At 65.7% G+C, this 23,059-nt stretch carries 23 protein-coding genes and 1 tRNA gene; 11 read left to right on the top strand and 13 right to left on the bottom strand.

All coding sequences use genetic code 11. The features are described 5' to 3' along the window. Window positions 1-87: 87 nt before the first annotated feature. The 7 genes from ACLV8F_RS12275 to ACLV8F_RS12305 form a co-directional block, all read right to left on the bottom strand. Window positions 88-999, bottom strand: a complete 912-nt coding sequence (locus tag ACLV8F_RS12275) for a hypothetical protein (protein WP_411884500.1) — start codon at window positions 997-999, stop codon at window positions 88-90. 113 nt (window positions 1,000-1,112) lie between these two features. Then, window positions 1,113-1,886 carry a zinc-dependent peptidase gene (locus ACLV8F_RS12280; RefSeq protein WP_411884501.1) on the bottom strand — a complete coding sequence of 258 codons (774 nt, stop codon included), beginning with the start codon at window positions 1,884-1,886 and terminating at the stop codon, window positions 1,113-1,115. 49 nt (window positions 1,887-1,935) lie between these two features. Continuing rightward, window positions 1,936-2,739, bottom strand: coding sequence for a UDP-2,3-diacylglucosamine diphosphatase (locus tag ACLV8F_RS12285; RefSeq protein WP_411884502.1), 804 nt, complete (start codon window positions 2,737-2,739; stop codon window positions 1,936-1,938). Window positions 2,740-2,747: 8 nt separating this feature from the next. Continuing rightward, entirely contained in the window at window positions 2,748-3,257 is a 510-nt protein-coding gene (locus tag ACLV8F_RS12290; RefSeq protein ID WP_411884503.1) for a peptidylprolyl isomerase, read from the bottom strand. Between the two features lie 26 nt (window positions 3,258-3,283). Then, entirely contained in the window at window positions 3,284-3,979 is a 696-nt protein-coding gene (locus tag ACLV8F_RS12295; protein WP_411884504.1) for a peptidylprolyl isomerase, read from the bottom strand. Beyond that, window positions 3,979-5,223 carry a L,D-transpeptidase family protein gene (locus ACLV8F_RS12300; RefSeq protein WP_411884505.1) on the bottom strand — a complete coding sequence of 415 codons (1,245 nt, stop codon included), beginning with the start codon at window positions 5,221-5,223 and terminating at the stop codon, window positions 3,979-3,981. The genes ACLV8F_RS12295 and ACLV8F_RS12300 overlap by 1 nt, the downstream gene beginning before the upstream one ends. An 87-nt stretch (window positions 5,224-5,310) precedes the next feature. Then, window positions 5,311-6,384 (bottom strand): tetratricopeptide repeat protein, encoded by a 1,074-nt coding sequence (locus ACLV8F_RS12305; protein ID WP_411884506.1) that lies wholly within the window; start codon window positions 6,382-6,384, stop codon window positions 5,311-5,313. 321 nt (window positions 6,385-6,705) lie between these two features. Between ACLV8F_RS12305 and cysS the strand changes: the two genes are divergently transcribed. The 6 genes from cysS to ACLV8F_RS12335 all read left to right on the top strand — a co-directional run bounded on the left by cysS (window position 6,706) and on the right by ACLV8F_RS12335 (window position 12,387). Then, window positions 6,706-8,091 carry a cysteine--tRNA ligase gene (gene cysS / locus ACLV8F_RS12310; protein ID WP_411884507.1) on the top strand — a complete coding sequence of 462 codons (1,386 nt, stop codon included), beginning with the start codon at window positions 6,706-6,708 and terminating at the stop codon, window positions 8,089-8,091. A gap of 58 nt (window positions 8,092-8,149) precedes the next feature. Next, window positions 8,150-8,857, top strand: a complete 708-nt coding sequence (locus tag ACLV8F_RS12315; RefSeq protein ID WP_411884508.1) for a DNA-3-methyladenine glycosylase family protein — start codon at window positions 8,150-8,152, stop codon at window positions 8,855-8,857. Between the two features lie 27 nt (window positions 8,858-8,884). Next, entirely contained in the window at window positions 8,885-9,862 is a 978-nt protein-coding gene (locus tag ACLV8F_RS12320) for an acetyl-CoA carboxylase carboxyltransferase subunit alpha (protein ID WP_411879026.1), read from the top strand. 30 nt (window positions 9,863-9,892) lie between these two features. Further along, window positions 9,893-10,852 carry a tRNA lysidine(34) synthetase TilS gene (tilS, locus tag ACLV8F_RS12325; RefSeq protein ID WP_411884509.1) on the top strand — a complete coding sequence of 320 codons (960 nt, stop codon included), beginning with the start codon at window positions 9,893-9,895 and terminating at the stop codon, window positions 10,850-10,852. 138 nt (window positions 10,853-10,990) lie between these two features. After that, window positions 10,991-12,259 carry an aspartate kinase gene (locus ACLV8F_RS12330; RefSeq protein WP_411884510.1) on the top strand — a complete coding sequence of 423 codons (1,269 nt, stop codon included), beginning with the start codon at window positions 10,991-10,993 and terminating at the stop codon, window positions 12,257-12,259. A 35-nt stretch (window positions 12,260-12,294) separates the two neighbouring features. After that, window positions 12,295-12,387, top strand: a tRNA-Ser gene (locus tag ACLV8F_RS12335). Window positions 12,388-12,433: 46 nt separating this feature from the next. Here ACLV8F_RS12335 and bla read toward each other — a convergent pair. Further along, window positions 12,434-13,342, bottom strand: a complete 909-nt coding sequence (gene bla / locus ACLV8F_RS12340) for a class A beta-lactamase (protein WP_411884511.1) — start codon at window positions 13,340-13,342, stop codon at window positions 12,434-12,436. A gap of 112 nt (window positions 13,343-13,454) precedes the next feature. Here bla and ACLV8F_RS12345 point away from each other — a divergent pair, with 112 nt between their 5' ends. Then, window positions 13,455-14,318, top strand: coding sequence for a LysR substrate-binding domain-containing protein (locus ACLV8F_RS12345; protein ID WP_411884512.1), 864 nt, complete (start codon window positions 13,455-13,457; stop codon window positions 14,316-14,318). A 15-nt stretch (window positions 14,319-14,333) separates the two neighbouring features. On the opposite strand, the gene ACLV8F_RS12350 is transcribed toward ACLV8F_RS12345, so the two are convergent. After that, complete coding sequence (locus ACLV8F_RS12350) at window positions 14,334-14,729, bottom strand: response regulator transcription factor (RefSeq protein WP_411879031.1); 396 nt, start codon at window positions 14,727-14,729, stop codon at window positions 14,334-14,336. 218 nt (window positions 14,730-14,947) lie between these two features. Here ACLV8F_RS12350 and ACLV8F_RS12355 point away from each other — a divergent pair, with 218 nt between their 5' ends. Then, complete coding sequence (locus ACLV8F_RS12355) at window positions 14,948-15,847, top strand: LysR family transcriptional regulator (RefSeq protein WP_411884513.1); 900 nt, start codon at window positions 14,948-14,950, stop codon at window positions 15,845-15,847. 18 nt (window positions 15,848-15,865) lie between these two features. Here the strand turns inward: ACLV8F_RS12355 and ACLV8F_RS12360 are convergent, their stop codons facing one another. Beyond that, complete coding sequence (locus ACLV8F_RS12360; protein WP_411884514.1) at window positions 15,866-17,077, bottom strand: D-amino acid dehydrogenase; 1,212 nt, start codon at window positions 17,075-17,077, stop codon at window positions 15,866-15,868. Between the two features lie 267 nt (window positions 17,078-17,344). Here ACLV8F_RS12360 and ACLV8F_RS12365 point away from each other — a divergent pair, with 267 nt between their 5' ends. Together ACLV8F_RS12365 and ACLV8F_RS12370 are read left to right on the top strand one after the other, a co-directional pair. Then, window positions 17,345-18,238 (top strand): transporter substrate-binding domain-containing protein, encoded by an 894-nt coding sequence (locus ACLV8F_RS12365; RefSeq protein ID WP_411884515.1) that lies wholly within the window; start codon window positions 17,345-17,347, stop codon window positions 18,236-18,238. Window positions 18,239-18,427: 189 nt separating this feature from the next. After that, entirely contained in the window at window positions 18,428-19,168 is a 741-nt protein-coding gene (locus ACLV8F_RS12370) for an aspartate/glutamate racemase family protein (RefSeq protein ID WP_411884516.1), read from the top strand. Here the strand turns inward: ACLV8F_RS12370 and ACLV8F_RS12375 are convergent. From ACLV8F_RS12375 to ACLV8F_RS12385, 3 genes are read right to left on the bottom strand one after another with little or no spacing between them, the layout of a single operon-like run. Further along, on the bottom strand, window positions 19,165-19,566 hold the full coding sequence (locus ACLV8F_RS12375) for an RNA-binding S4 domain-containing protein (RefSeq protein WP_411884517.1): 402 nt from the start codon (window positions 19,564-19,566) through the stop codon (window positions 19,165-19,167). The two genes, ACLV8F_RS12370 and ACLV8F_RS12375, sit on opposite strands and share 4 nt — an antisense overlap. Before the next feature lie 54 nt (window positions 19,567-19,620). After that, on the bottom strand, window positions 19,621-21,033 hold the full coding sequence (locus ACLV8F_RS12380) for a sensor histidine kinase (RefSeq protein WP_411884523.1): 1,413 nt from the start codon (window positions 21,031-21,033) through the stop codon (window positions 19,621-19,623). A 50-nt stretch (window positions 21,034-21,083) separates the two neighbouring features. Next, window positions 21,084-21,788 (bottom strand): response regulator transcription factor, encoded by a 705-nt coding sequence (locus tag ACLV8F_RS12385; protein ID WP_411884518.1) that lies wholly within the window; start codon window positions 21,786-21,788, stop codon window positions 21,084-21,086. Between the two features lie 152 nt (window positions 21,789-21,940). Here ACLV8F_RS12385 and ACLV8F_RS12390 point away from each other — a divergent pair, with 152 nt between their 5' ends. Further along, entirely contained in the window at window positions 21,941-22,900 is a 960-nt protein-coding gene (locus ACLV8F_RS12390; protein ID WP_411884519.1) for a Bug family tripartite tricarboxylate transporter substrate binding protein, read from the top strand. The last annotated feature ends 159 nt before the right edge of the window (window positions 22,901-23,059 follow it).

Raw genomic sequence — 23,059 nt, forward strand, 5'->3', positions numbered from 1 at the left:
TGCCGGGCCACAGGCGTAGCGGCCCCTCTTGTAATGAAGGGGGCAGGGAGATGCCGCAGGCTACACGCAGTGAGCAACCGTGGGGGCTCAGTACCGCGGTGGGTCGGGGACATAGGAGGCATTGCCTGATTGCGGAAAGGGGTCCGGGATGGGGTGGTGCGCCGCAGGCTCGCGGATCACACCGGCGGCAACCAGGTTCTCGCGGCTGTCGTAGCGAATGCGGATCACCTCGTTGGGCTGGGTTTGCAGGCGTGCAAAACTGGTGTGCGACACCACCGAGCTTTCGCGTGCGCCGTGTCCCGTGCCGAGTTTGGGGCTCGGCATCGGGGATGGCTGCGACCTTCTGGCGAAACCTTCCGCCGCAGCAGACGCAGACGCTTCAGCGCCGCCGCTGATGCGGTCTGCCGCCGCGGATTTTCCGGTGGTGGGTGATTCAGGCGCGGGTGCGGCAGGGGCTGAGGGGGCGCTGCGCAGGCCGGCGGCTGCGTCGGCCTCGCGCTCGCCGCGGCGGGAGTAGGAGTAGGCCGGCACCTGCGCCACCGGCTCAGGCGGGCGTTCGAGAAACAGCGCCACGCCGATCACGCCGACATTGGCCGGCCTGCCGGTGCGGCCGGCGTAAGAGTCGCCGAGTGCGGAAAACTCAAACGCGGCGACTTCGCTGCTGCTTTTGCGCCAGCCCGTCACCTGATACTGCTGCCAGGGTGCAAACACATAGCCGGTCTGGTCCCAGGCGGCGGTTTCGCCGCTCAGCACGTTCACGCCATCGACGGCGGTCACGGCCAGCACCCGTTCGCCGAGCTTGTTGCGCACGGTGATCGCGTATTTCGCGCCGTACCGGCCGGCAACCCAGTAGTCGCCGCGGTGGTAATACAGCGCTAGCGCGGCACCGGTGTCGCGGTCTGTCACGCTGACGTCGGCGATGCGCCCGACGGCATAAGCCGGTAGCGCCCAGGCGGACAGGGCCAGCAGGAGGGAGGAGGCGAGGAGTTGGGGTTTCATGGGAGCTCCGTAAGGGGATGGAGCTCACTGAAACGAAGGCGGCGGGGGAAAGGGGTTAAACGACGGTGAAAACCGTTCGCGGCCGGCCCGGCCTTCGCTGCCTTCCGTTTGCCTTATTTGGCGGGAATGAAAAACTTGTCGAACAGCACCGTTAAAGAGGGGAAATCCTGGGTGAAGCGCTCGCGGTTGACGAAGTAGGCTTCGCAGGCCACGGCGAAAAATTCCGCTGGCGAGCCCGCGCCGTAGTCGTCCAGCCACGGCGGCTCGGCGCCGAAGCGCCTGGCCATGGCCACCTTTTCGCAAAACCCGTCATAGGCCGGCTGCATCACCGAGTGCCATCCGGCATGGGCGCTGCGCGAGGCCAGGGGAGGGCAGCCGTCGGCCGCGCCGTCGCGCATGTCCATCTTGTGGACGAATTCATGGATCACCACGTTATGCCCCTGCTCGGCCGAGCTGCCCGCGGCGGCCACGTCCTGCCAGCTCAGGGTGACGGGCCCGCCTTCCATGGCTTCGCCCAGCAAGGCTTCGCTGTAGCGGTGCACCACGCCGGCCTGGTCGGTGACTTCGCGGCGCGCCAGCATGGCGCCGGGATGCACGACGATGCCCTTGAAGTCGTCGTACCAGCGCAGGCCCAGGTGCAGCACCGGCAGGCAAGCCTGCGCGGCAATCGCAACGGCCATTTCGTCGGTGACTTTCAGCCCGTTGGCGCCGGTGAATTCCTTTTGCTTGAGGAATTTTCCGGCCAGCTCATGCAGGCGCTGCAACTCGGCCACCGGGCGGCGGGCCAGGAAGGGAAACTGCAGCAAGGTGTCCATCCACAGGGTGTCGGGAATGGTCTTGGTGGTGGGGGCGCCTTGGCGCCCCAGCGTTCGTAACCAGTTCAGCATGGGGTGGGTGTGTTCGTCGGGGGAAGGGCCGTAAGAGAGTACATGGCGGTCAGCATAGGGCAATGCGCTGCAACCCGCCCGCGGACAGGCGCAGCACGTCGGCACGCGGCACCGGCGCGGCCAGGTCCCAGTCGCTGAGCACCACGCGCGAAAGGCCGCCGCCCACGTCATGCAGCGCCGGCTTGTGGGTGTGGCCGTGGATCAACGTCGAAGCATTGGCGGCACGCAGCCACTGGCGGGCGGCATCGGCATCGACGTCGGCATAGGATGCGCCCGACCGCTTGCGTTCCTCGCTTTGCCGGCGCAGCGCGCGCGCGATCTCCAGGCGTTCGGCCAGGGGCTTGGCGAGGAAGGCGCGCTGCCATTCGGCGCTGCGCACCTGCCGGCGAAATTCCATGTAATCGGTGTCGTCCAGGCACAGGGCGTCGCCGTGCGACAGCAGCCAGCGCCGGCCCGAGCCGGCGGGAAACTCCAGCACGGTGGGGTCGCTCAACAGGGTGGTGTTGCACAGGTCCATCAGGCCCTGGCCTATCAGGAAGTCTCGGTTGCCGTGCATGAAGAACAGCGCCAGCCGGCCGGCGGCTTCGCCCATGGCTTGTACGCAGCGCGCGTCAAAGCCGGCTGCGGGAGCGGACAGGTCCTGGCCGACGGCATCGTCGCCGACCCAGACTTCAAACAGGTCGCCCAGGATGAAGACCGCGTCGGCGGGTGTGCTCTCAAGGTAGTGCCGCCAGGCATCGAAGGTGGCGGGTTCGGCGGCCTGCAGGTGCAGGTCCGAAATGAAATCGACCGTGCGCCAGGACGGCGGCGCCAGAAGCGCTGCGATCCCGGGCACGGTCGGTGGGGTGTTCACCGGCTGCTTCAGGCCAGCGCAACGGCTTTCTGGATGATCACGTCTTCCATGGGCACGTCGTCATGGAAGCCCTTGCGGCCGGTCTTGACGGCCTTGATCTTGTCGACCACGTCGGCGCCGCCCACCACCTTGCCGAACACGGCATAGCCCCAGCCGGAGGCGCTGGGCGCGGTGTGGTTCAGGAAGCCGTTGTCGGCCACGTTGATGAAGAACTGCGAGCTGGCCGAGTGCGGCGCGTTGGTGCGCGCCATGGCCACGGTGTAGTTGTCGTTCTTCAGGCCGTTGTTGGCCTCGTTCTGGATCTCGCCGTCGGTGGGCTTTTGTTTCATGCCGGGCTCGAAGCCGCCGCCCTGCACCATGAAGCCGGGAATCACGCGGTGAAACACGGTGTTGGCGTAGTGGCCCTTGTTGACGTAGCTCAGGAAGTTGGCGACGGTCTTGGGCGCCTTGTCGGCGTCGAGTTCAAGCGTGATGACGCCGTATTCGGCAATGTGCAGTTCGACTTTCGGGTTGCTCATGATGGTGTCCTGTAGGGGTGGGTCAATCAATTGACGAGGGTTGCTGATTTGATGAGGACGGGCGTTTTGGGAACGTCCGTCGGGAAGGGGCCGGCCGCGCCGGTCGGCACCGACTTGATCTTGTTGACCACTTCCATGCCGCTGACGACCTTGCCGAACACGGTGTAGCCGTACAGCTGGGGTGCGTTGACGAGCTGGGCGCGCGGGGTGTTTTCGTAGACGCGGCCCTGGTATTCGAATTTGGGCACCGGGTCGCCGGGCGGGATGATGGTCGGATTCAGGAAGTCGTTGTCCTTCACGTTGATGAAGAACTGCGACGAAGCGGAGTTGGGGTCGTTGGTGCGCGCCATGGCCAGGGTGCCGACGACGTTTTTGGGGCCGCCTTTGGCAAGCGCCTCGCGGCCTTCATGCGGCACGGGCGGGCGGGTCTTTTTCTCGGCGTAAGTGGCGTCATAGCCGCCGCCCTGCACCATGAAGTTGCTGATCACGCGGTGGAAAATCGTGCCGTCGTAGTGCTTGTCCTTGACGTACTGCAGGAAATTTTCGACCGTCTTGGGGGCTTTGTCGGGGTAGACCTCGACCACGAAGTCGCCTTCGCTGGTGACGAATTTGACCTTGGGGGCGTTTTGCGCAAGCGTTGGGCCGGCTGCAAAAGCCAGGCCGGCCGCGGCAACGGCCAGCAAGGCGCGGCGCACGGGCAAAAAGGCGGGGTGAACTGCCATCAAATGGTTCCTTCAAAGAATATTTTCCACTGGCTGCCCTGACGGACCCAGTACTGGCGTTTGGTGCGGCCGGTCTTGGCGCCTTTGACCAGCTCGCCAAAGGTTACCACCATCGTGTCGGTGCTGTCGGTCCAGCGCAGGTAAGACACGTCCTTGAGCTGGATGTCGCGCCCGCCGAGTTGCTTGAGTTCGGTCTGCAGCGCCGGTGTCCATTCGGCCAGCGTCTTGCCGTAGCTCGTGAAGTCGGGCGTGTACCAGGCGGTCAGCTTCGCCATGTCGCCGCTGGACTTGGCACTGTGCCAGCCCTGCAGCATGCTTTCAAAGGATTTGCTGTCGGCCGCGAGCGATTGCGGCGCCACCCATTTGAGGCTGTGCGCGATGACCACGGGCGTGCTGCGAACCTCGACGGTGCGGATGATGCGCTCCAGGTCGGGATTGGCCAGCACCACGCAGCCGTCGGTGGCCAGCGGCGCCCGAGAGAACTGCGCCGGCGGTGTGCCGTGCAGCCAGATGCCGCCGCCGGTTTTGCCGCGCTTCACATCGAGCTGGTTGGGGTAGTTGATGGGCAGGGCGCCCGAGCCGTAGAAGTCGCGCAGCGATTTGCGGTCCAGGTTGCTGGTGATGAAGTACACGCCGACCGGCGTGCGCAAATCGCCTTCGACGGATTTTTCAATGCCGGATTTGCCGACGGAGATGTAATAGTCGGCCACCAGCTTGATGCCGCCGGCGGAGTTTTCAAACAGGTAGAGGCGCGACCTGGAGGCGTCGATGGCGATCGCATGTTTGTTGCGCGGGGACAGTGCCAGGAACTGCGAAGGCACGGTGCCGGGCGCCGGTCGCTCGCGCAGCGCGCGCAGCCGCAGCAGGGATTCCTGGCGCAGCTCGGCCAGCAGCGGGGCCGCGGTCTTGCTGGCGGTGATTTCAGGCACGTCGCCGGGCGCGCGCAATGGGCGCGTGAAGCCGGCCAGCAAATCACCGTAGACCAGCTGTGCGAGCTGAAAATTGGGATGGTCCCTGACCAGGCTTTCGGCCTTGCGCAGGGCTTCGCGCGGACTGGACTGGCCGATCAGCTTGTAAATCTCAATCAGCCGGGCTTCCGCTTCGCCGTCGCGCGACTCGCGCTGAGATGCCGCGGCAGGTTTGGCGGTGGCTTGTGCGTGGGAGCGGGCTTGCGCGTGCGCGCAGGCAAGCGCCAGCACAAGGCAAGGCAGCGTGAAAAAAAGGGCTGTGAGCGCCTTTTTCATACGAACTTCCACGAAAAACTTCCGGCCGGCGAAGACGGGCGGGGGACGGACTGGGCAGTGCACTTGGGTCAGGTCGGCCGCCAGCGATCAACCGCCTGTGGATTCCTTGACGATCACCCAGCGCTCACCGACCTTGGCAAGGTCCAGGGTTTTGCGGCTGGAGATGTTCAGCGTATCGGCGCTGTAGTCCTGCTTGAACCTGGCGGTGGCCTTGGCGCCTTGCACCGACACGGACAGATTGGACAGCTTCACGCTGATTTTGGACTTGCCGACGATGCGCGCGCGGCGGTCTTCTTCCCAGGCCTTGCGGGCCTGGTTGCCGGGCGGGTCGAAGTTGGGGCCGTAGCTGCCCAGGTAACCGCTCATGTCCTTGCTGGACCAGGCTTGGGCCCAGTTGCGAACGGCGGCTTCGACGTCTTTCTCGGCGCCGGTGGCAGCGGCAGGTGCCGCCGGCGTGGCGGGCGCCGCAGGCGCGGCCGGCGTGGCAGCGGGTGTCGCAGCCGGGGTTGCGGGAGCAACTGGCGCGGGCTTGGCGGCTGCCGCGGGAACCGGCGCGGCGACCGTGACCGGGCCGGAGGCCTGCGCGCCGGCGGCGGGTTTGGCGGCGGCTTGCGGCTGTGCCTTGGGGTCGGCGGAGAACAGGTTGCGGATCAGGGCCAGCTTGGGCGGAACGGCCGCGTTGCCGCCATCGAGTTGCAGCGCCTTGCTGTAGGCCTGGCTGGCGAGACGGGCATACACGTCGCCGAGGTTTTCGTGCGCGGTGGCGTAGCTGGGGTTGGTCCGGATGGCCATTTCAAGCGCGGCGCGCGCCTTGTCGAACTGGCTCTGGCCGGCGTACAGCACGGCCATGTTGTTGTAGGGCTCGGGGAGCTCGGGATAGTCTTCCGTGATCTTGGTGAAGGTGGCGATGGCCTCGTTGGACTTGCCGGTTTCGGTCTGGATCACGCCCTTGAAAAAACGCATCTGCGGATCGCGCGGCTTGGTGGCAAGGTACTGGTCGACCTTGGCGAGTGCTTCGGGGAACTGGCCGGCACGCATCAGCCGGCTCACGTCGGCATAGTCGTCGGCGTGCGCTGCGGACACCGACAGGGCGGCCGCCACCACCAGCATGCGCAGTGCGGCTGACAGAGGTTTGCGGGTAAAGAAGCTTTGCGTGGGCATACGAACTCTCGCTATTGTTTTAAATCCCCTGGGGGCTATGTAACGGGCGGCGGGCGGAAAGTCAATATAAACAACCGGCTTTTCAGGGGGCCAGCGGCGCCGCTGAATGTTGTCCGACAGGCTGGATATACTGGCCGATTGTAGCTGAGGGGGTATAGTCCATGGCCGCCCGGATTCCGTACTTTTCTTTTTTATCGCACGTTTTTGCGCGTACGCCAATCGGCTCTTGTCCGCCCCTGGCGTCCGTGAGATAAACCCTCCTGTTCCCCCGTCCGACCGATAGTCGGTCCCGACCGACGTCCCCCCGCCACCCCAATTTTCATGAGCCTTCGCATTTACAACACGCTGTCGCGTGCCGTGGAAGAATTCTCCCCGCTTGAACCCGGCCATGTGCGCATGTATGTGTGCGGCATGACGATTTACGACCTGTGCCACATCGGCCATGCGCGCATGATGATGGCCTTCGACGTGGTGCAGCGCTGGTTCAAGGCCAGCGGCCTGCGCGTGACCTATGTGCGCAACATCACCGACATCGACGACAAGATCATCCGGCGCGCGGTCGAGCGCGGCATCACCATCCGCGCGCTGACCGACGAGATGATCGAAGCCATGCACAAGGACATAGGCGCGCTGGGCATGGAGCCGCCCTCGCTGGAGCCGCGCGCGACCGAGTACGTGCCGCAAATGCTGGCCATGATCGGCACGCTGGAGAAAAAGGGGCTGGCTTACCGCGGCTCCAGCGGCGACATGAATTATTCGGTGCGCAAGTTCCCGGGCTACGGCAAGCTCTCGGGCAAGTCCCTGGACGAGCTGCGCGCCGGCGAGCGCGTGGCGGTGCTCGACGGCAAGGAAGATCCGCTGGACTTCGTGCTCTGGAAGAGCGCCAAGCCCACCGAGCCCGACGACGCCAAATGGGACAGCGACTACGGCCCCGGCCGGCCCGGCTGGCACATCGAGTGCTCGGCCATGAGCTGCCAGACCCTGGGCGAGACCTTCGACCTGCACGGCGGCGGCGCCGACCTGCAGTTCCCGCACCACGAAAACGAGATCGCCCAGAGCGAAGGCGCCAACGGCAAGCCGCTGGCCCGCTTCTGGGTGCACAACGGCTTTGTGCGCGTGGACAACGAGAAGATGTCCAAGTCGCTGGGCAATTTTTTCACCATCCGCGAAGTGCTGACCCAGTACGACGCCGAGACCATACGCTTCTTCCTGGTGCGCACGCACTACCGCAGCGCCCTTAACTACAGCGACGCCCACCTGGACGACGCACGCAATGCGCTCAAGCGTTTGTACACGGCACTGCATCACGTCACGCCCGCGCAGGTTTCTCTGGACTGGACCCATCCGCACGCGGCCGCATTCAAGGCCGCTATGGATGAGGATTTCGGAACGCCGGCAGCCATTGCGATCCTGTTTGATTTAGCCGCCGGTGTTCACCGTGCCCGCCCCGAGGATGCGGCCCAAACTGCAGGCCTGCTCAAAGTGCTGGGTGGCACGCTTGGGTTGCTGCAGGGCGATCCCAAGGCGTTCCTTCAGTCTGGCGCGGGGCTGGATGAAACCAGCATCCAGGGCCTGATAGCCCAGCGCGCCGCCGCCAAGGCCGCGAAGAATTTCGCCGAAGCCGACCGCATCCGCCAGGACTTGCTGGCCAAGGGCATTGTGCTCAAGGATTCTGCCGCCGGCACCACCTGGGAGGCCCAGTCGTGAGGCTTGATCCTGCCGGCCGCGAGCAGCGCCAGAACCCGCAGTTCTCGAAGAAGACGCCATGAAACAGGTCGTCAAGAGCGGCCCCGCCAGCGCCGAGCTGGCCGAGGTGCCCGGCCCCGCGGTCGTGGTGCCGGCTTATTGGGCCGAGGCCTGCAAGCACCTGGTCAAGAAAGACCGGGTCATGAAGCGCCTGATCCCGCAATTCGGCGACGCCTGCCTGCAGGCGCGGGGCGACGCCTTCGGCACGCTGGCGCGCAGCATCGTCGGGCAGCAGATCTCGGTCAAGGCCGCGCAGACCGTCTGGCGCCGCTTCGAGGTCCTGCCCAAGAAGGTGACGCCGGCCAACGTGCTCAGGCTCAAGGTCGACGACATGCGGGCTGCGGGCCTGAGCGCGCGCAAGGTCGAATACCTGGTCGACCTGGCCATCCACTTCGACGCCGGCACGGTGCACGTGAAGGACTGGCAGTCCATGGACGACGAAGCCATCATCGCCGAGCTGGTGGCCATTCGCGGCATAGGCCGCTGGACGGCCGAGATGTTTTTGATCTTCTACCTGATGCGCCCCAACGTCCTGCCGCTGGACGACGTCGGCCTGATCAGCGGCATCAGCCAGAACTATTTTTCCGGCGAATCGGTCAGCCGCAGCGACGCGCGCGAGGTGGCCGCCGCCTGGGCGCCGTACTGCAGTGTCGCAACTTGGTATATTTGGCGCTCTTTGGACCCATTACCGGTCCTGGGTGCCGCAGCCGGCACCGAGCAGATTTAAGTTTCAAGAAGCCCTGAGGAGCAGCACATGGCGAAGAAGACCTTCCTTGATTTCGAGCAACCGATCGCGGAGCTCGAAGGAAAAATTGAAGAACTGCGCTACGTCCAGACCGAGTCGGCCGTCGATATTTCCGAAGAAATCGACCAGCTGGCCAAAAAGAGCCAGCAACTCACCAAAGACATCTACAGCGACCTGACGCCCTGGCAGATCACCAAGATCGCCCGCCACGCCGAGCGCCCCTACACCCTGGACTACATCAACGAAATCTTCACCGATTTTGTGGAACTGCACGGCGACCGGCACTTCGCCGACGACCTCTCCATCGTTGGCGGCCTGGCCCGCTTTAACGGCACTGCTTGCGTGGTGCTGGGCCACCAGAAGGGCCGCGACACGAAAGAGCGCGGCCTGCGCAACTTCGGCATGACCAAGCCCGAGGGCTATCGCAAGGCGCTGCGCCTGATGAAAACCGCCGAGAAGTTCAAGCTGCCGGTCTTCACTTTCGTCGACACGCCCGGCGCCTATCCCGGCATTGACGCGGAGGAGCGCGGCCAGTCCGAGGCAATCGGCCGCAACATCTTCGAGATGGCGCAGCTTGAAGTGCCCATCATCACCACCATCATCGGCGAGGGCGGCTCCGGCGGCGCGCTCGCCATTTCGGTGGCCGACCAGGTCGTGATGCTGCAGTACTCGATCTATTCCGTCATCAGCCCCGAGGGCTGCGCCTCCATCCTCTGGAAGACTTCCGACAAGGCGCAGGAAGCCGCCGAGGCGCTGGGCATCACCGCGCACCGGCTCAAGGCCCTGGGCGTGATCGACAAGATCGTCAACGAGCCCGTGGGCGGCGCCCACCGCGACCACAAGCAGATGGCGGCCTTCCTCAAGCGCGCCCTCAACGACGCCTTCCGCCAAGTCAGCGACCTGAAGGTCAAGGAACTGCTGGACCGCCGCTACGAGCGCCTGCAAAGTTATGGCCGTTTCACCGACACCAAGGCCGACGCCAAGTAAGCCGCTACCGGCGTGCACGCCGGGCGCGGCGTGAGCCATCCCAACCCGGCGCTCGCCGCGCTGGATTCCCTTGATCCCGTTTTTCCGCTCGGCGTCGCCTACAGCGGCGGAGCCGATTCCACGGCCCTGCTGCTGGCGGCCGCGCAGCGCTGGCCGGGGCAGGTCACGGCCTTGCACATCCACCACGGCCTGCAGGCCGCTGCCGAGGAATTTGTGCGCGTGTGCGAGGCCACTTGCGCGCGCCTGAACGTCCCGCTTGAAGTGCTGCGCGTGCAGGCCGGCAATGCGGCCGGCCAGAGTCCCGAAGATGCCGCGCGGCTGGCGCGTTACGCCGCCCTGGCACAGGCTGCGACAGGCAAAAAACTCAATGCGGTGCTGCTCGGCCAGCACGCCGACGACCAGGTCGAGACTTTGTTGCTGGCTTTGAGCCGCGGCGCGGGCCTGCCGGGCCTGGCCTCGATGGCCGCGCGTTTTGAGCGCGGCGGCGTGCTGTTCCTGCGTCCGTTGCTGCAGGTGCCCGCGGCGGCCCTGCGCGGCTGGCTGGTGGAGCAGCAAATCCCCTTCGTCGACGATCCGACCAACACCGATGAGCGCTACACGCGCAACCGCATCCGCGCGCGCCTGCTGCCGGCGCTGGCCGAGTCCTTCCCGCAGTTCCGCGAAACCTTTGCGCGCAGCGCCCAGCATGCCGCCCAGGCGCAGGCCTTGCTGCTTGAAGTCGCCCGCGAAGACCTGGCGCGCGTCGGTGTGCCGCCGGTCCTTGAAGCACTGCGGGCGCTGTCCGCGCCGCGCCAGGCCAACGTGCTGCGCCATTGGCTGCTGGATTCCCACGGCGCCACGCCGAGCGCCGCGCAGCTGGATCAATTGCTGTCGCAGGTCGCCGCCTGCACGACGCGCGGCCACCGCATTCATCTGAAGGTGGCGACGGGCCATGTCACGCGGGCCGGCGCGGTGCTGCAGTACAGCGCCGCCGCGGATAAGCCGGCCTAACCAGGTAGTAGGCCTGGGTATAATTGAAGGCTTTGCTGGCGGGGCAGGCTCTCTACGGGCCGATTGAATCCACCTGCAAAGGGCATCCATAAAATCGATGCCCGGGTCCCAAACCAACTTCCTGATTGACATCCTGCAATGGCATTGATCGTTCATAAATACGGCGGCACGTCGATGGGCTCGACCGAGCGCATCCGCAACGTGGCCAAACGCGTGGCCAAGTGGGCACGGGCCGGCCACCAGATGGTCGTCGTTCCCAGCGCCATGAGTGGCGAAACCAACCGCCTGCTGGGCCTGGCTAAAGAGCTGGCGCCCGCCAAGGCCGGCGACGCCTACAGCCGCGAACTCGACGCCCTGGCCGCCACCGGCGAGCAGGCCTCGAGCGCGCTGCTGGCGATTGCGCTGCAGGCCGAGGGCATGCAGGCTGTGAGCTACGCCGGCTGGCAGGTCACCATCAAGACCAACAACGCCTACACCAAGGCCCGCATCGAATCCATCGACGACGAACGCGTGCGCGGCGACCTCAATGCCGGCAAGGTCGTCATCATCACCGGCTTCCAGGGCGTGGACGAGGGTGGTAACGTCACCACGCTGGGCCGCGGCGGCTCCGACACCTCGGCGGTCGCCATCGCCGCGGCGCTCAAGGCGCACGAATGCCTGATCTACACCGACGTCGACGGCGTCTACACCACCGACCCGCGCGTGGTGCCCGAGGCGCGCCGCCTGCAAACCGTGAGCTTCGAGGAGATGCTGGAGATGGCCTCCATGGGCTCCAAGGTGCTGCAGATCCGCTCGGTGGAATTCGCCGGCAAATACAAGGTGCCGCTGCGCGTGCTGTCCAGCTTCACCGAATGGGACATCGACATCAACGAAGAAGCCAAGTCAGGCACTTTGATCAGCTTTGAGGAAGACGAAAACATGGAACAAGCCATCGTATCGGGCATCGCATTCAACCGCGATGAAGCCAAAATCTCCGTGCTCGGCGTGCCCGACACCCCCGGCATCGCCTACCAGATCCTGGGCGCCGTGGCCGACGCCAACATCGAAGTCGACGTCATCATCCAGAACATCAGCAAGGACGGCAAGACCGACTTCAGCTTCACCGTTCACCGCAACGACTACGCCAAGGCCGTCGACCTGCTGAAAACCCAGGTCGTTCCCAAGCTGGGCGCGCAGGAAGTCACCGGCGACGCCAAGATCTGCAAGGTCAGCATCGTCGGCATCGGCATGCGCAGCCACGTGGGCATCGCCAGCAAGATGTTCCGCGTGCTGAGCGAAGAGGGCATCAACATCCAGATGATTTCCACCAGCGAAATCAAGACTTCCGTCGTCATCGACGAGAAATACATGGAGCTCGCCGTGCGCGCCCTGCACAAGGCTTTTGACCTGGACCAGCCATCCATCTGAAAATGGCCGGCAAGTCGTGAGATAATCGATTTATTGGAAACGTGACCGAGTGGCCGAAGGTGCTCCCCTGCTAAGGGAGTATGGGGTGTAGAGCCTCATCGAGGGTTCGAATCCCTCCGTTTCCGCCAGTATAAAAAGCCGCCTTCGGGCGGCTTTTTTGCGTCCGTCAAAAACTCATGGAACCAAGGACGCCGCAAGCTGGCCCACCCTGGCAAGCGTGGCATCGCGTTGCGCGGCCGCTTGCTTCGTCTGCGTGAGGTAGGCGGCGACCAGCAGCGGTGCGCGGCCGCCGGGCGGCCACAGCAGGCCGACGTCGTTGGTGGAGCCGCGCGCGCCGGACCCTGTCTTGTCGCCGACACGCCAGCCTGCCGGCAGCAGGGCGCGCAGGCGTTGGTCGCCGGTCTTGTTGCCTTGCAGCCATTGCACGATCTGTTTGCGCGATGCATCCGACAGGGCCGAACCCAGCGTGATCTTCTGCATCGTGGCCAGCATGGCTTCGGGCGTCGTGGTGTCCCTTGGGTCGCCGGGCGTGGCTTCGTTGAGGTCGGGCTCGTTGCGGTCCAGCCGCGTCACCTTGTCCCCCAGGCTGCGCAGGTAGGCGGTAAGTCCCGCCGGGCCGCCGAAGCTCGCCAGCATCAGGTTGGCGGCCGCGTTGTCGCTGAGGGTGATGGTCGCCTCGCACAGCGCGGCCATAGGCAGGCCTTGCGGGCCGATGTGCTGCTGCGTCGTGGGCGAGTGGGGCAGGATGTCGCCGGCGGCGATGGGGACTCTTCGTTCGAGTTGCTCCTGGCCGGTGTCCACGCGATGCAGCACCAGGGCCGCCGCCAGCAGCTTGAAGGTGCTGCACATCGGAAAGCGCTCTGCGGCGCGGTAGCCGTAGGCCGCGCCGCTGGCCGTGTCGAGGATGGAAACGCCCAGCCGGCCGCCGCTGGCTTTCTCGATGGCGGCCAGGCGCCGGGTGACGGTGACCGAGTTGGCGGTTGCGGGTGTGTTGCTTGCACCCAATGATTTCTGGGTGTAACTGGATAAAGCCGTTGCAAGCGCGAGCCCGCTCAATGCGCCTGAAAATTGCCGTCTTTGCATGTGCTTTCTTCTAAAAATTGATGAACAAGGCCGCGACGATAACAACAGGCCGCCAATCAAACAATCGGCAATAATCAAGGCTAGCCATAAGTAAATCTGGGGCTTAAACACAATGCACCTTCCTCTCAACGCCTTGCGCGCTTTTGAGGTGTCGGCCCGGCACCTGAGTTTTACCCGCGCTGCCGACGAACTGAACGTGACGCAAACGGCGATCAGCCAGCATGTGAAGAACCTCGAGGAGCGTATGGGCGTGTCCTTGTTCCGCCGCCTGCCGCGCGGCTTGGCGCTGACCGACGAGGGCCTGGCCTTGCTGCCGGTGCTGGCGGAGTCCTTCGGCCGCATGGGCTCGGTGCTGGAGCAGTTCAGGGACGGGAAATTCCGTGAAGTGCTGACGGTGGGCGCCGTCGGCACATTCGCCGTGGGCTGGCTGATTCCGCGCCTGCGGGATTTCCAGCAGGCCCATCCTTTCATCGACTTTCGCCTCTTCACCAACAACAACCGGGTCGACCTGGCCGGAGAGGGGCTGGACTACGCGATTCGCTTCGGCGACGGCGCCTGGCATGGCACCGAGGCCGAGCCCCTGATGGTGGCGCCGCTGTCAGCCGTGTGTTCGCCCGCGATCGCCCAGCGCCTGCGCGCGCCTGCCGACCTGGCGAAAGAACTGCTTTTGCGTTCTTACCGGTCCGATGAGTGGGCGTGCTGGTTCGCCGCGGCCGGCGTCGACTGCCCGCTGGTCAGGGGCGTGGTGTTTGATTCTTCCCTGACCATGGCCGAGGCGGCTGCGCAGGGCGCGGGTGTGGCGCTGTTGCCGGTGAACATGTTCGCGCGCGAGTTGCAGGGAGGGCGCCTGGTGCGGCCCTTCGCGGTGCACATCGAAACCGGCGGCTACTGGCTCACGCGGCTGAAATCGCGGCGGGCCACGGCGGGCATGCGCATTTTCAGGGACTGGCTGCTGGGCGCGGCGGCTGCTTCCTAACCTTGCCCGGGCGCATCACCACTGCGTGGAGCCCGCCACCCGCTCGACTTCTTCAAGCGCGTAGCGGGTGAATTCCTCAATCTCGTTGGATTTGTCGAACACCGCATCGGCGCCTATGGCCAGGCAGCGTTCGCGCACGGCGGGCGTCGCGTAGTTGGTGAGCACAATCACTTTTTGCCGCAAGTCCCGCTCGCGGCAGTTCATCACCACACCCAGGCCGCTGCCCTTGAGCAGGAACATGTCCACGATGGCGAGGTCCCACGAACCCTTGTTCTGGTTCAGCCATTGGACGGCCTCGTCCTCAGTGCTGGCCCAGCCGACGACCCGGGCGCGCGCCAGCTCTTCCAGCCATTCCGCGAGGCTGTCGCGGATGACGGGGCTGTCTTCAACCAGGTAGATTCTGAGGCGCATGCGGCTTGGGGATCCAGATACGAAAGAGTAGGCCGCAGTTTACTGAGCGAATGCCTGTTTGCGACTCGGGAAAAACGTGAGCCCGTGATTTTGAAACAAAGCGTGAATAATGCCCAAGCCGCTCCGGATGAATCGCCGGTACGAAGCGAGGCGGGCCAAAAAACCGCGTTCGCCATAATCCGCCGTGTTGCCCGCCAAACAAGAATACGGAATTCACCATGCGCCTGCGCCACATCGAAGTCTTTAACGCCGTCATGCTGACGGGCAGCGTGAGCGGGGCGGCCCGACTGATCAACGTCACGCAGCCGGCCGTCAGCCGCATCCTGCAGCATGCCGAGTTGCAACTGGGCTTTGCACTGTTCCAGCGCAGCAAGGGCCGGCTGACGCCGACCTCCGAAGCGCTGACGCTGTACCCGCACATCGAGCGCCTGTTCGCGCAGCTCGACGAGGTACAGCGACTGGCGGCCAACCTCAAGACCGGCGACAGCGCCAAAGAGCTGCGCATCCTCACGGTGCTGGCGCTGAGCTATGAAATCCTGCCGCACGCCATCAAGCTGTTTCGCGTCAAGCATGCCGACGTGGCCATCACCTTGCAGGCCCTGCATTCGCCGCAAATCGTTTCGGCACTCGCCTTGCAGGAGGCCGACGTCGGCTTCCTCTTCAGCCCGGTCGCGCATTCCGCACTGGCACAGGAGCACCTGGCCGACGGCCGAATGGTGTGCGTGGCACCCAAGGGCATGCTGCCCGCGCGCTTGGTCAAGCGCGGCAGCGTCACGCTGGCCGACCTGACCAAGGTGCCCGTGGTCGGGCTGGACGTGCTGGACCCGGTGGGCCGCAGCCTCAACCAGGCCTGCCGCGAGGCCGGCGTGGGCCTGGAATTCCACATCACCGTGCAGACTTACCATTCGGCGCTGGCGCTGGCCCACCATGGGCTGGGTATTGCCGTGATCGACACTTGCACGGCGGTCTCGGCCGACCTGGCGAAGGTGGACGTGCTGGAACTGGAGCCGCTGATCCCCGTGCCCATCAAGGCCCTGCTGCCGGCCGGCAAGCCCGGCTCGGTGGCGGTCAGGGCTTTTGTGCGCTGCTTCCAGCAGGCCTTGACGCAGCGAGCTTGAGCGCGGGGCGGGCGCCGGTCAGCGCGCGATCATGCGGCTGATGCGCTGCGCCGAACCAAACGCCAGGGTAAAACCCAGCGCGCCGTGGCCGGTATTGAACAGCAGGTTGTCCGGGCCTTTGGCGTGCCTGCCTGTCACCGGCAGGCCGGTGGGCGTGGCCGGGCGCATGCCGGCCCAGGGGTTCAATTCGTCAAAGCGGCTGCAGGCAGGGAAAACGGTCTGTGTCGAGGCTTTCAGCGACGCGATCTGCGCCGGGTCCACGGCCATGTCATAACCCGAGAGTTCGGCCATGCCGGCCACGCGCAGGCGTGAGCCGATGCGGGCGAACACCACCTTGCGGGCGCTGTCGGTCACGCTGACCGACGGCGCCGCACCGGTTTCGGGCGCGACGTCCACCGTGATGCTGTAGCCCTTGAGTGGGTAGACCGGCAGGAGCAGGCCCAGGCTCCGGGCCATCAGCGCCGAGCCCGCGCCCAGCGCCATCACGAAGCGGTCGGCTTCGATGTGGCCTTGCGGTGTGGCGACGGCGGCGATGGCGTTGCCGCTCTGCACCAGCTGCTGGACCGGGGTGTCCAGCAAAAACCGCACGCCCATACGCTTGAGCACCACGAACAGGCCGTCGCAGGTCTTCTGGCAGTCGGCCGCGCATTCGCCCGGTGTATAGATGGCGCCGGCGATCTGCGCGTGGCGGCTCTTCAGCGCGGGCTCGATCTCGACACAGCGGTCGGCGTTGACGGCTTCCTGGCTGCTGCCCAGTTCGCGCTGCAACAGCATTTGCCGCTGGGCGCCCGCGAACGCGTCCTCATTCGAAAACAGCACCAGCTTGCCGGTGGCGGAGAAATCGCAGTCCAGTTTTTCCTCGGCCATCATCGCATCGAAGGACTGGCGGCTCAGCGCCGCCAGCGACAGCAACTGGCCCGTGGTGTCCCGCGAAGTCTTGCTGTTGCACGCGGCCAGGAACTGCAGGCCCCACAGCCACTGGCGCAGGTCCAGGCGCGGGCGCAGCTTCAGGGGCGAGGAGGGCGACAGCAGCAGCTTGGGCAGTTGGCGCCAGATGCCCGGGTCGGCCAGCGGCTGGACGTAGGAATAGCTCAACTGGGCGCCGTTGCCGCCGCTGGCGCCGCCGCCGGGGCTGGCGCGGTCCACCACCGTGACTTCATGGCCGGCGCGGCGCAAGCTGTAGGCGCTTGCCAGTCCCACGATGCCCGCACCAAGCACACACACATGCATAAAAACCTTTGTTGTCGATTCAATGAGCGCCACTGTACGCAGCGCGCGCGCGTTTGAACAATGCTGAATTCGCCCACGGCCATGACCTGCGGTTATGCCTTTGCCGGGAGGGCGAAAGCCGTTCTGGGTAAACCATGAGTTTTTGTCATGGGTTTGCCGCGAAAATGAATGGCACGTATCGTGCTCGTGTTCCTACACTAGCGATGCCAGTTTCCTAGTTTTCCGGTTTCCCGAAACTACCCACCTACTGCCCCCGAAAGGACAAGCATGAAATTCTCGACACTCATGACCGCCGTGCTGCTGACAGCCGGCCTGGCCACCACCGCAGGTGCGCAGACCGTGCCGACGCTGAAGAAGATCGCCGACAGCAACAAGATCACTGTGTCTTACCGCGAGGCATCCGTGCCCTTCAGCTACCTGATCGGGTCCAAGACCTCCATCGGGTTTTCCGCGGAACTGACTGAAGCCATCATCGACGACGTGCGCAAGAAGGTGAAGAAGCCCAACCTTGAAGTCGCCTACATGCCCGTGACCTCGCAGAACCGCATCCCGCTGCTGGTCAACGGCACCTATGACATCGAGTGCGGCTCCACCACCAACAACACCGCGCGCGGCAAGGACGTGGCTTTCGCCATCAACCATTTCTACACCGGCACGCGCCTGCTGGTCAAAAAATCGTCCGGCATCAAGAACTACGCCGACCTGGCCAAGAAAACGGTAGCCAGCACCACCGGCACCACCAATGCCCAGGTGATCCGCAAGTACAGCGCCGACAAAAAGCTGGACATGCAGCTGATCCTCGGCAAGGACCACGACGATTCGTTGCTGCTGGTCGAGAACGACCGCGCCGTGGCTTTCGCCATGGACGACATCCTGCTGTTCGGCCTGAGAGCCAATTCCAAAGACCCCGCGTCGCTGGAAGTCGTGGGCGACTCGCTGCAAGTCGAGCCCTATGCCTGCATGCTGCGCAAGGACGACCCCGAGTTCAAGAAACTGGTCGACGGCACCATCATCCGCCTGATCAAGTCCGGTGATTTCGCCAAGATGTACGCCAAGTGGTTCACCTCGCCGATTCCTCCCAAGGGCGTGAACCTGAACCTGCCCATGAGTGAAGACCTCAAGGCCAACCTCAAGGCGCTGAGCGACAAGCCGGCGATGTAAGTCCCCGCGCGGGGAGCGCCGCTGCGCCGCTCCCCGCTGATGGCTTGCACGTCATCCTCTGCCGCGCTCTATTCGGGCCGGCAGTCCTTCCCCCTTAAAACAAGACCTGGTCAGGAGCCCCGAGGCTCCAGGCGGCCGGCGTTCGCCCGGATTTTTGCTTCCCGGTACTCAAGCACTGAAAGGCACGACATGAACAGAACCCGCGTGGTCGGCATCCTGGGCGGCATGGGGCCGGCTGCCGGCGCGGACTTCGCCCGCCTGTTTGTCCAGGCCTGCGCGGACCGCATGCGCCTGCTGGGCATCCCGGTGTCGGACCAAGGGTTTCCGGAGCACTGGCTGGCCCAGGTGCCGGTGCCGGACCGCAGCAACGCGCTGGAGTCGCCCGGCCCGGGCGGCCACCAGCCGCTTGACCCGATGCTGCAAGCCATGGGGAAGCTCGCTGCGCTGGGCGCCACCACGGTGGCTGTGGCCTGCAACACCGCCCATGCCTGGCACGGCCAGCTGCAGCAGCGCTTTCCGCAGCTTGAAGTGCTGCATGTGGCGCGTGAGGTGGCGCAGACGCTGGCTGCGCGCGGTGTGCGGGAAGTCGGCCTGCTGGCCACCGAAGGCACTTACCGCGCGGGCCTCTACGACCAGGCGCTGCGCCAGGCCGGTCTGCAATGCCATATTCCTGAAGCCGGGGAACGCGAACGCCTGATGCGCGGCATCTACGACGGCGTGAAGGTGGGCAACATGGCTTTGGCGCGCGAATGCTTTACCGGTGTGGCCGAAGCACTGGCCTCGCGGCACGGGCTGTCCACCTTGGTGCTCGGCTGCACCGAGATACCGCTGGCGCTTAGCGCGGTGCCCGGGATGGAGGCGCTGGATCTGGTGGACCCTGCCGCGTTGCTGGCCCAGGCCCTGGCGCAGCGCGCCTATGCCAGCGCCTAATCCGCCGAAGCGCTCCAGCGGTTGTTCCAGGCCTTGTCCAGCGTGCGGCGGTCGCGCTTGGTCGGGCGGCCGTGCTCCTGGGCGCCGGCCGGATCGCCCGACAGGCGGCGCTGCTCGGCCGCCTCGGCCTTCAGGCGCAGGCTTTCTTCGGTTTCTTCATAGAGCTGCTGGGCCACCGGGGCCGCGCCGCGCTGGTTGCTGATGCCGCGCACCACCACCGTGCGATGGACCGGACCCTGGCGCAATGACACGGTGTCGCCGGATTTGACCTCACGCGCGGGCTTGGCCTCGATGCCATTGACCTTCACCCGGCCCTTGTCGATTTCCTCGACCGCGAGCGCGCGGGTTTTGTAAAAGCGGGCGGCCCACAGCCATTTGTCGATGCGCAATTTATCCATTGACTGCTATTTTGAACCACCGCGCGGCGCGGGGCGTAGGAGGGCGCCGCAAGCTCACGTCGTGGGCAGGCGGACCACCGCGTCCAGCCCGGTCACCTGGCCGTGCACCACGCGGTTCTCCAGCGTGATGCTGCCGTGCATGGTCTCGACGATCTCGCGGCAGATGGCCAAGCCCAGGCCGGAGCCGTGGCGCACGTCACCGGCAGAGAAGGGCTGGTAGAGCCGCGCCGACAGCTCGGCCGACACGCCGGGCCCGCTGTCGCTGATGGTCATCGCGACAAAGTTGTCGTCGCGCACGATGCGCACGGCCAGCGTGCCGCCGGCCGGTGTGTGCTTGATGGCGTTGTGCAGCAGGTTGCGCGTGAGTTCGCCCAGCATCCATTCGTGCGACCTGACCCGCGCGGGCGCGGTCTCAATCTCGAAGTCGATGTCTTTTTCGGCGATCAGCGGCGAGAGGTCCAGCGCCACCGAGCGCACCACCTGCGCCAGCTCAATCGCCTGCAGGTCGGCCTGCTGGCGCAACTGCTCCACCTTGGCCAGCGCCAGCATCTGGTTGGCCAGCAAGGTGGCACGGTCCACGGTCTGGTTGATTTCGGCGAGCGCGTCGCGCGCCTCCATGTCGCCGCGCAGCGCCGATTGCACCTGCACCTTGAGCACCGCCAGCGGCGTGCGCAGCTGGTGCGCCGCGTCGCGCACAAAACGCTTCTGGTTGTCCAGCAGGTGCTGCAGGCGGCCCATCACCTGGTTGGTGGCTTCGATCAGCGGCAGCAATTCGCGCGGCGAATCAGGCGCCGCGATGGCTGTCAGGTCGCCCTCGGGGCGCGCCTTCAGTTCGGCGCTGAGACGGCGCACCGGCCGCGTGGCGCGCTGCACGACCACTACCGCCACCAACGCTATCACCGCCAGCAGGATGGCCTGGCGCCACAGCGTGTCGAGGAGGATTTTGCGCGCCAGCGTCTTGCGCAGCTCCAGCGTCTCGGCCACCTGCACCACCGCCATGGCCCGGCCGTTGCCGCTGGCCACGGGTTGCAGCAGCACGGCCACACGCACGGGCTCCTCGCGGAACACGTCGTCGTAAAAATCGACCAGCGCCGAGTAGGGCGGGCGCATGGGAATCTCCCCGTGCCAGAAAGGCAGTTGCGCGAAGCCCGAGACCACTTCCCCCTTGAGGCTGGACACCCGGTAGAACAGGCGGCTCTGGTTGTCGGCCTCGAAGGCCTCCAGCGCGGCATAGGGCACGATGGCGCGCAGTTCCGCCTGCTCGTCGTAGCCGGTCACGTCGAGCTGCTCGCCGATGGACTTGGCCGAGGCCAGCAGGGTGCGGTCGTAGGCGGTGTTGACCGCGGCCAGCGCCTGGCGGTACAGGCTGGCGGTGTTGATGACGATGAGCACGCCGACGGGAATCAGGATGCCGGTCAGCAGATAGCGCCTGAGGGAGGTGGCCCGCTGGCCCGGGGTTTCGGGCATCGCCGTTTTCTCGGGGGCGGGCTGCTCCAGCGGCACGGGCTCGCGGCCGCTCATGCATCCACTTTCAGCAGGTAACCCAGGCCGCGCAGCGTGACCAGGGTGACGCCGGTGTGGGCCAGTTTTTTGCGCAGGCGATAGACCACCACTTCGACGGCCTCGTATTGCACGTCGGTCTCGCCGGGAAACACCAATTCGAACAAGCGCTCCTTGGACACCGCGTGCCCCAGCTTGGCGATCAGGGTCTGCAACAGGGCGAGTTCACGCGGCGTGAGTTCCAGCACCTGGTCGCGGTGGTAGATGGCGCCGCTTTCCCTGTCGTAGCGCAGGTGGCCGGCCAGTTGCGGCCCGGCGCCGGGTTCCGCGCCGGGCGCGGGGCGGCGCCGGCTCAGCGCGCGCAGCCGCGCTTCCAGTTCGTCCAGGTCGAAGGGTTTTGGCAGGTAGTCGTCGGCACCGGTGTTCAGGCCGACGATGCGGTCGCCCACGGTGCCGCGGGCCGTCAGGATCAGCACCGGGGTCGTCAGGCCCATGCCGCGCGCCTGCGCCAGCACCTGCAGGCCGTCCAGGCCGGGCAGCGTCAGGTCCAGCACCACCACGTCGGGTTGCGTGGCCGTCCATTGCGCCAGCGCCTGGCGCCCGTCGGTGCAGCCGAACACCTCCATGCCGCGCCGGCCCAGGGCGCGCTGCAGCGCCGCCTGCATCGAGGCGTCGTCCTCCACCAGCAGCAGTTTGACCGTGGACATTACCGTGGGCATCATGGGTTAGGGCCTGCAAACACCGTGTTGACAGGCCCCAGACATTAGCACTTTCCCCAGTCCCGCCGGACAGCCGTTTGACAGCCAGGAGGTGCATGATAGGCAGGTTACCAGCCATCCGGGCGCCCCGGGCGCCCCATTCCACAGGAGACAACATGCGTCGCGATACCTTTCTCAAATCCATGGCGGCCCTGGCCGCGACCGGTGCCTTGCCCTTCTCGGCCTATGCGGCCGCCAACGTGAAGATGATGATTCCCGCCAACCCCGGCGGCGGCTGGGACACCACGGGCCGCGCGCTCGGCAAGGCCCTGACCGACTCCAAGGCAGCAGACACCGTGACCTACGACAACAAGGGCGGCGCCGCCGGCGCGCTGGGCCTGGCCCAATTCGTGAACGGCTCCAAGGGCGACCCGAACGCGCTGATGGTGATGGGCGCCGTGATGCTGGGCGGCCTGATCACCGGCAAGCCGCCGGTCAGCCTGTCGCAGGCCACGCCGATTGCGCGCCTCTCAAGCGAATACAACGTGTTCGTGCTGCCGGCCAATTCGCCCTTCAAGACCATGAAGGACGTGGTCGAGCAGCTCAAGAAAGACCCCGGCAGCGTGAAGTGGGGCGGCGGTTCGCGCGGCTCCACCGAGCACATCGCCGCGGCCATGATCGCGCAGAAGGTCGGCGCCGATCCTTCCAAGATCAACTACGTCGCCTTCCGCGGCGGCGGTGAGGCCACGGCGGCCATCCTGGGCGGCAACGTCACGGTGGGCGGCAGCGGCTACAGCGAGTTCGCCGAATACATCAAGGCCGGCAAGATGAAGGCCATCGCCGTGACCTCCGGCACGCGTCTGCCGGGCGTGGACGTGCCCACGCTCAAGGAGCAGGGCATCGACGTTGAAATCGGCAACTGGCGCGGCGTCTACGGCGCGCCCGGCATCACGCCCGCGCAGCGCAAGGCCCTGACCGACATGGTGCTGGCCGCGCTGAAATCCCCCAGCTGGGCCGAAGCCGTCAAGAAGAACGACTGGACGCCCGCCGTCCTGTCGGGCGATGCGTTCGCCAAGTTCGTCGACGACGACTTCGCCAGCCTGCGCGCCACCATGGTCAAGTCCGGCATGGTCTGACCTCCCGCGCGTTCGCACACGCGGCCCGCGGCCCCTGACGCGCATCGGATGACGATGTGGCGCAGGGGCTGCGGCCCGCCCGCCCGCACCGTTCCACGTCCCCGGGAGCCCTAACCATGACAACTTCAGATCCCTCGGCCGTCTGGCCGCAAACCCTGG

The organism is Polaromonas sp. YR568 (assembly GCF_943369675.1).
Classification (GTDB): domain Bacteria; phylum Pseudomonadota; class Gammaproteobacteria; order Burkholderiales; family Burkholderiaceae_C; genus Polaromonas.

Excerpts from the sequence above, each read along its gene's own strand:
- ACLV8F_RS12275 (WP_411884500.1), bottom strand. The coding sequence starts at position 999 with ATGAAACCCCAACTCCTCGCCTCCTCCCTCCTGCTGGCCCTGTCCGCC.
- ACLV8F_RS12280 (WP_411884501.1), bottom strand. The coding sequence starts at position 1,886 with ATGCTGAACTGGTTACGAACGCTGGGGCGCCAAGGCGCCCCCACCACC.
- ACLV8F_RS12290 (WP_411884503.1), bottom strand. The coding sequence starts at position 3,257 with ATGAGCAACCCGAAAGTCGAACTGCACATTGCCGAATACGGCGTCATC.
- ACLV8F_RS12295 (WP_411884504.1), bottom strand. The coding sequence starts at position 3,979 with ATGGCAGTTCACCCCGCCTTTTTGCCCGTGCGCCGCGCCTTGCTGGCC.
- ACLV8F_RS12300 (WP_411884505.1), bottom strand. The coding sequence starts at position 5,223 with ATGAAAAAGGCGCTCACAGCCCTTTTTTTCACGCTGCCTTGCCTTGTG.
- ACLV8F_RS12305 (WP_411884506.1), bottom strand. The coding sequence starts at position 6,384 with ATGCCCACGCAAAGCTTCTTTACCCGCAAACCTCTGTCAGCCGCACTG.
- cysS (WP_411884507.1), top strand. The coding sequence starts at position 6,706 with ATGAGCCTTCGCATTTACAACACGCTGTCGCGTGCCGTGGAAGAATTC.
- ACLV8F_RS12315 (WP_411884508.1), top strand. The coding sequence starts at position 8,150 with ATGAAACAGGTCGTCAAGAGCGGCCCCGCCAGCGCCGAGCTGGCCGAG.
- ACLV8F_RS12320 (WP_411879026.1), top strand. The coding sequence starts at position 8,885 with ATGGCGAAGAAGACCTTCCTTGATTTCGAGCAACCGATCGCGGAGCTC.
- ACLV8F_RS12330 (WP_411884510.1), top strand. The coding sequence starts at position 10,991 with ATGGCATTGATCGTTCATAAATACGGCGGCACGTCGATGGGCTCGACC.
- bla (WP_411884511.1), bottom strand. The coding sequence starts at position 13,342 with ATGCAAAGACGGCAATTTTCAGGCGCATTGAGCGGGCTCGCGCTTGCA.
- ACLV8F_RS12345 (WP_411884512.1), top strand. The coding sequence starts at position 13,455 with ATGCACCTTCCTCTCAACGCCTTGCGCGCTTTTGAGGTGTCGGCCCGG.
- ACLV8F_RS12350 (WP_411879031.1), bottom strand. The coding sequence starts at position 14,729 with ATGCGCCTCAGAATCTACCTGGTTGAAGACAGCCCCGTCATCCGCGAC.
- ACLV8F_RS12355 (WP_411884513.1), top strand. The coding sequence starts at position 14,948 with ATGCGCCTGCGCCACATCGAAGTCTTTAACGCCGTCATGCTGACGGGC.
- ACLV8F_RS12360 (WP_411884514.1), bottom strand. The coding sequence starts at position 17,077 with ATGCATGTGTGTGTGCTTGGTGCGGGCATCGTGGGACTGGCAAGCGCC.
- ACLV8F_RS12365 (WP_411884515.1), top strand. The coding sequence starts at position 17,345 with ATGAAATTCTCGACACTCATGACCGCCGTGCTGCTGACAGCCGGCCTG.
- ACLV8F_RS12370 (WP_411884516.1), top strand. The coding sequence starts at position 18,428 with ATGAACAGAACCCGCGTGGTCGGCATCCTGGGCGGCATGGGGCCGGCT.
- ACLV8F_RS12375 (WP_411884517.1), bottom strand. The coding sequence starts at position 19,566 with ATGGATAAATTGCGCATCGACAAATGGCTGTGGGCCGCCCGCTTTTAC.
- ACLV8F_RS12380 (WP_411884523.1), bottom strand. The coding sequence starts at position 21,033 with ATGCCCGAAACCCCGGGCCAGCGGGCCACCTCCCTCAGGCGCTATCTG.
- ACLV8F_RS12385 (WP_411884518.1), bottom strand. The coding sequence starts at position 21,788 with ATGATGCCCACGGTAATGTCCACGGTCAAACTGCTGCTGGTGGAGGAC.
- ACLV8F_RS12390 (WP_411884519.1), top strand. The coding sequence starts at position 21,941 with ATGCGTCGCGATACCTTTCTCAAATCCATGGCGGCCCTGGCCGCGACC.